We start from the raw sequence: 10,823 nt of genomic DNA on the forward strand, positions 1-10,823 counted from the left end.
AACCACGCTTTTTCCGTAGTGTGAGGGCAGCGTCAGCATTGAGATTGGACACGATTTCAATGCGAATCCGCTCTAGAACGCTTTGCCATTGAGAAAAGCAAGATGCGAAGCGGCGGCACAGCGCCGCCCAGGTCAAGGTGAACGGGGAATACCGCGTTTTTCCGCGAAACGACAGGCCGTATGATTTGGAACACGAAGCGTTTCAAGCTGAAAATGCTCTAACGGACCCACAGGCTGCCGTCTGAACCGACACACGCTCATGGGCAGATCCTATGCGAAAGGGAGCCTCCTTGTTGCAGGGGGGCTCCCTTTCGCATGATATGCTTCGGCCGCTGGATGATTTTAGAGCGTTTTGCCTTTGAAAAAGGCAACACGCGAGGCGGCGGCACAGCGCCGCCCGGCCCAAACCAAGCGGAATGACCGCGCTTTTTCCGCGAAACGACAGACCGTACTGAAAATGCTCTACAATTCCGGAGGAAGGTAGTCCGGGGCCAGATCGGGGAAGATCTCGTCCGGCCACTTGCCGCCGAAAGCCTCCTTGAGCGGGGAGGGCATGGCGCGGCTTTGTTCGCGGGTCATGGCGGCATTGGGCGGCAACGGATGTTTTTTGAACAGGCCCGGAAGGCGCGTGCCGGGTTCTTTATCCAGGATCTTATAGTAGTTGTAAAAGGCCTTGTGCAGCTCGGGCGAGGAGGAGACCTGAAAGCCGAGATTATGCCCAAAGTCGTCTGCCGCGTATTCAGGATGGAAGACGCCAGCCAGTTCGAGAGCAGCCATATCATGCCCCAGAGAGACCGCCCGATAGAAATATTCGACTGCCATGTAAGAATTGCCGAACATCTCCAGATAGGTGCCGATCTGGTAGGCGGCCTCTCCGTGGCCCTGACGTACGGCGCAGATCAGGTAGCGCATACCAAGCACATCACTATCCTGCGACATGCCCAGCTTGTACAGGGCATTGGGCTCGCCAAGCTCCGCGGCCTTGCGGAGAGCGTCGGTGTCTCGCGCTATGCGGTAGCGGGCGTACCAGCCGCTGGGCACGTTCATGGCAATGAGTTTGTCCGCGACTTCCAGAGCCTTTTCAGACCCCGCCGACGTGCTCCTATAGCAGGCGATAAGGCTGTTCATGGCTTTCCAGTGCCCCATTTCCGCGGCTTTCTTGTAGCCTTCAAAGACCTGCCCCTTTTCCCGGGGGGTGAGGTCGCCGCGTTTCTCCAAAGCGCGGGCGGCCTTGAAGATCTTATCCGCTTCAGGCGGCAGGGGAGGAACATGGTCCGCCATGCGGACACACTCCCAAGGGGAATCGAAGCCAAGATTATAAAGAAAGCTCATGAACTTGCTATCTCTGGGCAAGTAGTCCATGGCGACGGCATAGCCAGTCTGACCAAACAGAAGGGCAGCGGCAAGGAGGAGACAAAAAGATTTCATGGCAACTCCTTTTCGAGCATTTTCAGTTTGCAACGTTTTGCGTTTCAAACCATACGGCCTGTCGCTTCGCGGGCAAAAAGCGTTATTCCGCCCACCTTTGGCCGGGCGGCGCTGTGCTGCCGCCTCGCATTTTGCCTTTTTCAAAGGTAAAATGCTCTTTGCCGAAAAAGGCATTCCTGAAGAAAAAATGGCGGCTGGGGACACGTCTATCCACAGAAAGAGAAAAGACCGGACTGGGATGGACTGGCGAGAGGAGAGACGGCGGCTGGAGGTCGTCACACGGCAATTCCCTTACGGCAACAGTTCCTCATCAAAGAATCGCCACGCACATGCACTCCGCTTATTTCTGTTTCACCTGTGTAACGAGCGTGTGCAGATCATGCAGCAGGCAGGCCTGTTGACGGGAGTCTGCCTGAGCGTTCTCCAGCCACATCTGGCAGAAGCCCGCCACAAGACGCAGCAGAGGCGGATGACTACGCCAGAAATCACGCGCCAACGGGGCCTTGCCCGAAACATGGCGCGCACAGGCGGTACAGATGGCGTGCAATCCCTCGATAAGACGGGATAGCGGCAATGGTGACGCCGCAAGGGCCTCTAGGGCCGGTTGCAGTAACGGCAGATGGGCAGGCTGATAGAGCGCCAGAAAAAACGCCTGCCAGAAATCTTCAAGCAGTCCGCGTACGCAGGAACGCCGTACGCCCACCGGGCGAAGCTGATGCAGGCCGAGATCATTGCGCGCCGTGCGAAAGAGTTCAAGTCCGGCGGGAAGGTTGGGCGGCTGATGCAACAGCCCGTCACCATGCCGCATGACGGCTTCGGCCACACTGGCCACAGCGGGCGCTGTGAACAGACCATGACAATGCAGATTGCCGTGGCGGCACTGCCAACAGCCCGTACAACTCATGGCAGCCCGCAGCACCCACTGGCCCGGCGAACTGGGGCCAGTCTCTCGGGCATGGACAGGCCCCAGAGAAAGATTGAGTACCGGTACCCCCAGCCAGCTGGCCAGATGCATGGGGCCTGTATCCGGCGTGATGCAGAGATCCAGACGCCGCATGACGTTGACCAGCGCATCCAGCGGCAGCTTGCCGCACAGATCGGCCTGCGGCAGACCGCTGAGTCGGGCGGTCTCCTTGCCGAGGGGCCTCTCGGCCTCGCCCCCCAGAAAGAGCGGCATATGCCCGTTGGCGGCAAGACGACGAGCAAGACGGGCCCAAAACTGAGGAGAAGGGCGTTTGGCGACCTCGCTGGCGCCTAGCACGAGCCCCACACGTCCGGTACCTGCCGGTCTGGGCAAGGTATGGCCGATGCCATGGATATCGGCATCCGGCGCAAGATCCAGAGTGTTCAGATCCGACCAGTGGAAGGGATTGCCCCGGTTATTCTGGGTAAGCGCCTGCCGGTAAAGCTGCCAGAAACCGTACACATGCAGCGCACCCTTCTGCTCGGAAAGACCAAGCCGCTGCCCGGTCTGCATACCGCCCAGGATCCGGGCCGACGCCGGGCGTGAACTGAGATTGATGCCCAGTTCAAAGGGCTGGGAGGCGGCAATGGCTTCCCCTTGTGCTGCCGGAAAAAAGGTGACGGACGGCGCGACCGACAGCAACGGCTGGAAGAAGGCAGGCTCCGCCACGACCCAGATATCCCGGCAGGAGGTGCGACGTTGCAGATAATGCAGCAGGGGAAAGCTCAGGATCAGATCCCCGAGACGATGCATCTGCAGGACGAGCGTGGTGGACATGGGCGGATCTAGCGTGGCGCGTCAGCGGTAGGAGTAGCGTAGATGCGGCGCATCTCGTCCAGCATTTCCTTGAGACGGTGCGCCCATGTATGACAGCGCAGCACGCGGTCACGCCCCGCACGGGCCACGGCCTGCCGTTCCCGCGGATGGGCCAGATAGTAACGCACGAGCTCCGGGATCTCCTCCTTATCGTGGTAACAGGCGATCTCGTTCGGCTCGAAAAGCGCGTCCATCTGCGGCCGCCAGTCGGTCAGCACAAAGGCCCCTGTGGCAGGAGCATCGAAAATGCGCTGGTTGACGGCCCCTTTCATCTGCTTGCTGGTACAGTTGAAGTTGATGGCGGAGCAGGGGTAGAAGCGCGGCAAGTCCGTGTAATAGGTGATGGGCTCCAGCAAACGCGGCTTGCGGGCGTCATGCCGAAACTCGATATTCCAACCGCCATCCCCTACGATCAGCGGCGAGAAGGGCAGCAGCTCGCGGACACAGCCGTTACGGTACAAGCGTGTGGCTTGCCAGGTCAGCGCGGTCTCATAGGCAAGGCGGGCTTCATTGTCCGGCAGAGCCATGTATCGCGCGTAGACATCGGGCATGTCCTCCCGCAAAAAATCGGCAACGGAGCGCGTGTCGCTGGCCATGAAGGCGGCGGCGCAACGATAGAACGGCAACAGCAGAGCGCGCGGGAACCGTCCTTTCTTGAGGCGCAGCCCCACCTTGTAGATCATGGAGTTGCCCACGAAGGAAACATCGCTGCGCCAGGCTGCCGGAGCGGCGGCCCCAGCCTGCGGACAAAAACGCTGCGGGTCCGTCCCCAGCGGCAAATAGGAAACATGTTGGAAGCCGGTAGCCCGCAGGCTCTCCACATTGTCGGCATCCCAGGTGAACAGGGCCGTCCACGGACTGACGCAACGACTGTAGAGATGGATGATGAGGTGGGGGTTGTCCACGAACCAGGACGCCAGCGGCAGTTCCAGCCGGGCCAGCAGATCCATGAGGACCCCCTCCACATCGACCCCCATATGGTTGAGGGTGATGCAGCAGTCCGGGCGAAAGGTCAGCACGGCGCGCAGGAGCTGCTGCACGAAGTCTGACCGCGCCAGCGTTTCATCTTCGATCTGGAGCAGCTCGTACTCGATGCCGAGCGTCTTGCAGGCGCCGATGACCTCTCCGATGAGGAAATATTTGCTGGCCAGCAGCAGGACACGGGGCGTACGGCCACGAAAGCGGGGCTGCCTGGCGCGCCGCCAGAAATCAAAGTGCTCGCTGGCCGAAAGCTGTTCCCGCAGATAGCCGTAATAAGAACGATCCAGACGCTGATAGAAGGGAAGGGCGACAGGCAGGAAACGCAGCCCCTGCTGCCCGGCCTGCCAATGGGAGAGCTCCCGCAGGGCCTGTGCGGGATCCGCAGTGCGGACCGCGAACACACGTTCACGCTCCGCAGGTTCGAGCGACGCCAGCACGCCGCTGGCCTGCTGGATGGATCCTTCCTTTTCCACGACGGCCACCGGCCCGGCAGTACGCTCCAGCAGGGCGCGCAGAGCGTGCCCCATACCGCAGCCGAGCAGGACAGGCAGGCCATCGAGAGCGACCTTTCCGGACGCGGACGGCGATGCGGCATCGGGAAGGAGCGGACGCAAGGCATCCAGTTCCCGCCGGGGACCGCCGCTGCCCAGCATGGTCAGACTACGGCCCGACATCTGCACGCAAATGTCGACGGGACGGCCGCCGTCTCTGATGACCTCGACCCGCAGCGGCCCGTCAGAAACGGCAGCCGCCGCGGGCGAGGGATGATCGGTGGGACAGGAGGAGGCTGAAGAGCTCTCCGAACGCGTTTTCACTGGATATCTTCCCTGCTGTTGGGCACGACGATGATGTCATCCTGTGAAAGCATGAACGTCACGTTCTGGTACATGCGTTCCACCTGCATGAAGGTGCGCCCGATGGAGATCTCCACACCGGGATAGACCGTTCCTGGCACGATGAGCCGGCAGGCGGTCATGCTGGCTTCGTCGCGACTGAGCTTTTTCCAGAGGCTCTCCCGCTGCTCGATGAGCTGGGCGCGTTGCTTTTCCGCACGCACCAGCTTGCGGCTGGCTTCGGTGGCATCGGGCGGCAGATGCCCGGCAACGGCCTTGAGGTGAACAAGCGTCTGCGAAAGGCTGGAAATGGTGGTGTCCAGTTCTTCCAGCTCCCGGATGTTCTCAGGATCGTAGCCCAGAAAGACGCGCGTGCTCACGCCGGCCTTGTTGCCGAGCTGCTTGCCCACAAAAACGCTGCCGTACACGTTGGCCGTGGTCCCGTACAGGCTTTCGCGCACCACAAGGTTGCCTCCCACATAGGCGGTACAGTACAAACAGTATTTTTCCGTGATCACGTGGCTGCGCGAACGGACTTCCACCTTCTCCAGAAAGGGGCTGAGGATCTTGCCGCGAGCTTCCAGCACGCAATGTTCGCCCGTGCCGCCGCGCGCACCCACGTCGACGACCAGATCCCGGCGGGCATCGACGCTGCCCCCTTCCACCATGCCCATGATGCGGACATTGTTGGCATGTACGCTGAAACCGGCCCGGACAGAGCCGTGCACGCACATGTCCCCCACAAAGTGGATGTTGCCCGTCTGAAAGCTCACATCCTGACGGACATTGAGCAGATGCTTTACGGTGATGCGGCCTTCGCTATAGAAGACATAACCGTTGACGGCGGCGAGGATGTATTGCGGATGCGCGGGATCCACCACCGTATTGAATCCCAACGGCGGCTCGGCGCTTTCGAGGACGAAGCGGGGATCAGGGTTGGGTCCGGCTTGGCTCAGAGGGATGACCTCGGCCAGCACCTGCCCCTTGATGACGTTTTGCACATAGCCCAAGTTGTACAGATTGCTGCCGCTGGCTTCCGCGATCTCACTGCACGGCTTGAGATTCAGATGGTGCAGATCCGGATTGAAAAAGTGCTTCAGGTAAAATGACACGGCTCTCTCTCCCTTCCTTTCTGCCTGTCACCGGATTCGGTCTGCCCGCAGGCCACGGCAGGACGGCTCATGCGGGGGAGGTGGCGCGCCACTTATTCAAGCACGTCGGGGATGCGCCCCTCAAGTTCGTGCTCGCTGTTGAATGCGGGGAAAAATCCTTCGATCTCCACGTCCCGGAGAAGTTTTTGCACCGGCTCCGAGGGAGACAGCAGGATAAGACGCCGCCCGTGGCTCAAGCCCAACGTATCGGCACAGACAAGCGCGCCGAGGCCGGAGCTGTCCACTTCTTCCACACTGCTCAGGTCGATGGCTACCTGCGCGATCCCCTGCGCCAGCAGGAGTTTCTCCAGTTCGGCCCGCAGGGTGATGGCGTCCTGAAGGAGCAGCGTGCCGTGGTAGCGCACGACCGTTGTTTTTTTGTGCTGTTCGATGTCCAGCGAGAACATATCGCCTCCTAGAGCATTTTCAGTTTGAAACGCTTCGCGTTTCCAACCATACGGCCTGTCGTTTCGCGGAAAAAGCGCAGTTTTTCCGCTCACTTTTGGCCGGGCGGCGCTGTGCCGCCGCCTCGCATTTTGCCTTTTTCAAAGGCAAAATGCTCTAGAGCATTTTCAGTTTGAAACGCTTCACGTTTCAAACCATACGGCCTGTCGTTTCACGGAAAAAGCGCGGTTTTTCCGCTCAATTTGGGCCGGGCGGCGCTGTGCCGCCGCCTCGCGTTCGCCTTTTTCAAAGGCAAAACGCGCTATCCTTTTGCAGGCGGGGGAAAGAGCTCCGCAGAATCAAGCCAGAGCGTCACCGGCCCCCAGTTGCAGAGCGATACCCGCATGTCAGCCCCAAATAACCCAGAGTATACGTTACCTTGCATCATGTCGTCAACTCGACGGACATAGGCATCGAAAAGGTCGCGTGCCGTGGCGGGCGGAGCGGCCGCCACAAAATCCGGCCGACGACCGCGGCGGCAATCGGCATACAGGGTGAACTGCGGGATCAGCAGGATGCTGCCGCCGGCCTCGCGCACCGTGCAGTGCATCTTTTGCGCGTACTCCCCCTCGCCGGGAAAGATGCGCAGCTCCACAAGCTTGCGGACCATGCCGGAAAAAACGTCGCTTCCGGCAAGCTCGGGACCGTCCGCCTGTCCAAAGCCCACCAACACGACAAGTCCCTTGCCGATGCTGGCGAGGGTCGTGCCGTCCACGGCTACGGAACCTTCCAGGACTCGCTGGATGCACAGACGCATCAGGCTCCACCTCCCTTGCCTTCTTCCGACGTTTCAGCATGTGCGGCATGGCGCTTGGCCCGGCTGGCTGCCCGGGCTTCTTCCTCTTCGCGCAGCGTACGCCGCAGCACCTTGCCGATAGCCGATTTGGGCAGCTCCGTGCGAAACTCCACATGGCGCGGCACCTTATAGTTGGCCAGCTTGCTGCGGCACCAGGCGATGATGGCTGCCTTGTCCAGCTTTTGCGCGGCGTGGGGACGAGGCACGACGTAGCATTTGAGCACTTCGCCGCGCAGGGGATCACGCAAGCCCACGCACACGGCTTCCTGCACGTCCTCATGTTCCATGATGACCTCTTCCACCTCGCGGGGATAGACGTTGAAACCGCCCACGAGGACAAGGTCTTTCTTGCGGTCCACGATGTAGAAGAAGCCGTCTTCATCCATACAGGCCAGATCGCCCGTGCGCAGCCAGCCCTCCTGCAGGGTCGCCGCCGTTTCTTCCGGGCGGTTCCAGTAGCCATGCATGACCTGCGGCCCGCGAATGAGCAGCTCGCCCACGGTGTGGGGAGGCAGCGGCTCCATGCCGCCCGGCTCCACGATCATGGCGTCCGTACCGGGCATGGGCATACCGATGGACCCCTCCTTCTGCTGTTCGGGAGTGAGCGGATTAAGGTGCGTGACCGGCGAGGCCTCAGTCAGACCATATCCCTCCAGCAGGGAAGCGCCGGTCAGCTCGTGGAACTGACGCCGCAAGTCGCGGGACAACGGAGCAGAACCGGAAATGCAGAGCTTGACGCTCTTGAGGTCGAACTGCGCCAGATTTTTCTGCTGCAGCAGCGAAGCGTAGACCGAAGGCGCGCCGGGAAAGATGGTGGGCCGATGCCGATTGATGAGATGCAGCACATCCTGCGGCACATAGCGCGGCAGAGGCAGCGACGTGGCGGCCAGCATGGCGGGCAGGGTGATGCCGAGACACAGCCCGTAAACGTGGAAGAAGGGCAGCAGCCCCACGATGCTGTGGCGCTCATGACGCAGATCGCGAATGACTTCCAGCACCTGCAGGGCATTGGAACCAAGATTGCCGTGCGTCAGAGGGACGCCCTTGGGCAGACCGGTGGTGCCCCCGGTATACTGGAGCAGGGCGGCCGTCTCGTCAGGGGTGGCGATGTTGGCCACGCAGGCTTCGCTCCCACGCGCCAGTTCCTTCCAGGGCAGTACGCCGGGGCCATAGGGGATACGGGGGGCGTGCCTGTTGCGCAGCTCCTTCAACCGGTAGAGCAGACTGAGCGGAAAGGAGAGCGCGTCCCCCACGCCGGTGATGACGTAGGTCTCCACCGGCAATCGGTCGCGCAACGAATCGATGCGGGGCCAGAGCAGATCCAGCAGGATCATGTGGCGGGGCCGGGCATCATTGAGGATGGTCAGCAGCTCCGATTCCATATAGAGCGGATTGAGCATCACCACCACGCCGCCAGCCTTGAGGATGGCCCAGAACAGGACGATCGTCTGCGGCAAGTTGGGCAGCATGACCGCCACACGGTCGCCGTCACCGACGCCCAGCTCCCGCAGCCGCCCCGCCATACGCTCGGCCTGCCGCTTGAGCTGGCGATAGGTCATGATCGTATTCTGAAAGCGCAAGGCCGCCCGATCCGGATAGCGGCGCGCCGCCTCGTCCAGAAAATGAAAGAGCGGTTTCCCGTAGACCGGGATCTCAGCGCTGACGCCGTCCTCGTAATGGGCCAGCCACGGACGGGAAGGATCAACTGGCATGATGGCATTCTCCTGCATCGGCTGCGGCGGGAGGATCGTACAGAGCACTGACGACGGCATAGGCCTTGATGCCTTCCTCTCTTCCGGTGAATCCCAGACGCTCCTCGGTGGTCGCCTTGACGTTGACGGCCTCAGGCGGGAGCTGCAAAAGTCGCGCCACATTGTGGCGGATAGCATCCTTGAAAGCCGCCAGACGTGGTTTCTGCGCCACGATGGTCATATCCGCATGACAGGGACGTATCCCGGCGCGCCTGACGCGCGTCAGCACCTGATCCAGCAGCACCGCCGAGGAAATATTGTCGAACCGGGCGTCAGCATCAGGGAAATGCTCACCGATATCCCCCAGACCGGCACACCCCAGCAGGGCGTCGCACAGAGCGTGCAGCAGCACATCCCCGTCGGAATGCGCCAGTACGGCCGGCGCCTTGTCAATGGCGATGCCGCCCAGTTTCATGGGGCGGGCCTTGGGCTCCCCGGCATCCTGGGCGTAGCGGTGCACGTCATACCCCATGCCCGTACGGGGCTGGAGCGAGGGCGACGGACTGAGAAGGGCCATATCTTCCACCGTGGTTATCTTGCAATTGGTCTTTTCCCCGGCCACGACCCGTACCGTATGGCCTGCGGCCTCCATGAGCATGGCATCGTCGGTCACGGGCTGTTGCTCCTGTCCGGCGGCGCATCCCGCCGCGCGTGCGGCATGGGCCGCCTCCAGCTCGCTCCGTGCAAAGCCTTGCGGCGTCTGCACCGCGACAAGGCGATGACGGGGAAGGGTGGACTGCACCTGCCCGTCTTCCACCATCTTGATGGTGTCGGTGACCGGCAGGGCGGGAATGACCGCCACGGCCCCGTCGGCAAGTCCCGCACGGACGGCATGGACAAGACGGGCGCTCATGAAGGGGCGTGCCGCATCATGGATCAGGATGTGAGTGACCGCTTTCGGCAAAGCGGCCAAGCCGTTACGGACGGAATCGTCCCGCTCGGCCCCGCCGCTCACTGCCTTCCAGGGCAGACCGAGAGGATAACGGGCGTCGAGCGCACGGACTTCATCCTCGCAACGTGCGAGGGCGTCAGGAGGAAAGACGAAGATGATGCCGGCCACCACGCCGCTGCGGCTGAATGTCCGGGCACTGTGCCAGTACAGCGGGGCATCCTTCCAGAGCAGGAACTGCTTGGACGTGCCGCCGGTGGCGGCGGCCATGCGCGATCCACGACCCGCCGCCAGCAGCAAGGCCCACGGACGCGGGCCGTCGTCCGCGGGAAGCGACGCGGGACCAGATCCCTGAGCCTGATCAGCGTGTTCGGCGTTCATGGCGTTTCCGGCAGAGTTCATGCAAACGGGAGTCGGCCTGTAAGCCGGGTTCTGTCATGCGTCGTCGCATGAGGCCACCATTCCTCTAGGAGTGCGGTTACCCGCACCCTCAAGCAACCTACCCGGAAGGATTGGCCGGGCCAGCCTCCTTCCCTATTTGGTCTTGCTCCAGACGGGGTATGCCGAGCATGTCGCGTCACCACGACATCTGGTAGGCTCTTACCCTACCGTTTCACCCTTACCCCCCAAGGGGGGCGGTTTACTTTCTGTGGCGCTGTCCGAAGGTCACCCTTCCTGGGGATTACCCAGCGTCCTGCCCTGTGGAGCCCGGACTTTCCTCCCCGAATCTCTTCGCGGCGGTGGCCCGTCCGACTCCCGTTTGCCTGATA

Annotated in this window: 8 protein-coding genes and 1 other RNA gene; all 9 read right to left on the reverse strand. The window is 61.8% G+C overall.

Annotated elements, in window-relative coordinates; genetic code table 11:
* Positions 1 to 462: 462 nt before the first annotated feature.
* A complete protein-coding gene (locus Q0K00_RS09990; protein WP_297229128.1) occupies positions 463 to 1,428 on the reverse strand; it encodes a hypothetical protein in 966 nt (321 codons plus the stop codon).
* Positions 1,429 to 1,768: 340 nt separating this feature from the next.
* Positions 1,769 to 3,169 carry a glycosyltransferase family 9 protein gene (locus Q0K00_RS09995; RefSeq protein WP_297229130.1) on the reverse strand — a complete coding sequence of 467 codons (1,401 nt, stop codon included), beginning with the start codon at positions 3,167 to 3,169 and terminating at the stop codon, positions 1,769 to 1,771.
* Positions 3,170 to 3,177: 8 nt separating this feature from the next.
* Positions 3,178 to 5,004 carry a glycosyltransferase gene (locus tag Q0K00_RS10000; RefSeq protein ID WP_297229132.1) on the reverse strand — a complete coding sequence of 609 codons (1,827 nt, stop codon included), beginning with the start codon at positions 5,002 to 5,004 and terminating at the stop codon, positions 3,178 to 3,180.
* On the reverse strand, positions 5,001 to 6,134 hold the full coding sequence (locus tag Q0K00_RS10005) for a FapA family protein (protein WP_297229134.1): 1,134 nt from the start codon (positions 6,132 to 6,134) through the stop codon (positions 5,001 to 5,003). The genes Q0K00_RS10000 and Q0K00_RS10005 overlap by 4 nt, the downstream gene beginning before the upstream one ends.
* A 92-nt stretch (positions 6,135 to 6,226) precedes the next feature.
* Positions 6,227 to 6,580, reverse strand: coding sequence for an STAS domain-containing protein (locus Q0K00_RS10010; protein WP_297229136.1), 354 nt, complete (start codon positions 6,578 to 6,580; stop codon positions 6,227 to 6,229).
* Positions 6,581 to 6,879: 299 nt separating this feature from the next.
* On the reverse strand, positions 6,880 to 7,374 hold the full coding sequence (dtd, locus tag Q0K00_RS10015; RefSeq protein ID WP_297229138.1) for a D-aminoacyl-tRNA deacylase: 495 nt from the start codon (positions 7,372 to 7,374) through the stop codon (positions 6,880 to 6,882).
* Positions 7,374 to 9,125, reverse strand: a complete 1,752-nt coding sequence (locus Q0K00_RS10020) for a long-chain fatty acid--CoA ligase (RefSeq protein ID WP_297229140.1) — start codon at positions 9,123 to 9,125, stop codon at positions 7,374 to 7,376. The genes dtd and Q0K00_RS10020 overlap by 1 nt, the downstream gene beginning before the upstream one ends.
* Positions 9,115 to 10,434 carry a 2-C-methyl-D-erythritol 4-phosphate cytidylyltransferase gene (gene ispD / locus Q0K00_RS10025; RefSeq protein WP_297229142.1) on the reverse strand — a complete coding sequence of 440 codons (1,320 nt, stop codon included), beginning with the start codon at positions 10,432 to 10,434 and terminating at the stop codon, positions 9,115 to 9,117. The genes Q0K00_RS10020 and ispD overlap by 11 nt, the downstream gene beginning before the upstream one ends.
* A gap of 24 nt (positions 10,435 to 10,458) precedes the next feature.
* Positions 10,459 to 10,810: RNase P RNA component class A (rnpB, locus tag Q0K00_RS10030), an RNA gene on the reverse strand.
* Between the last annotated feature and the right edge of the window lie 13 nt (positions 10,811 to 10,823).

It is taken from the genome of uncultured Desulfovibrio sp., assembly GCF_944327235.1.
Taxonomy (GTDB): domain Bacteria; phylum Desulfobacterota; class Desulfovibrionia; order Desulfovibrionales; family Desulfovibrionaceae; genus Desulfovibrio.

Coding starts and splice junctions, on each gene's coding strand:
- Q0K00_RS09990 (WP_297229128.1), bottom strand. CDS start 1,428: ATGAAATCTTTTTGTCTCCTCCTTGCCGCTGCCCTTCTGTTTGGTCAG.
- Q0K00_RS09995 (WP_297229130.1), bottom strand. CDS start 3,169: ATGTCCACCACGCTCGTCCTGCAGATGCATCGTCTCGGGGATCTGATC.
- Q0K00_RS10010 (WP_297229136.1), bottom strand. CDS start 6,580: ATGTTCTCGCTGGACATCGAACAGCACAAAAAAACAACGGTCGTGCGC.
- dtd (WP_297229138.1), bottom strand. CDS start 7,374: ATGCGTCTGTGCATCCAGCGAGTCCTGGAAGGTTCCGTAGCCGTGGAC.
- Q0K00_RS10020 (WP_297229140.1), bottom strand. CDS start 9,125: ATGCCAGTTGATCCTTCCCGTCCGTGGCTGGCCCATTACGAGGACGGC.
- ispD (WP_297229142.1), bottom strand. CDS start 10,434: ATGAACGCCGAACACGCTGATCAGGCTCAGGGATCTGGTCCCGCGTCG.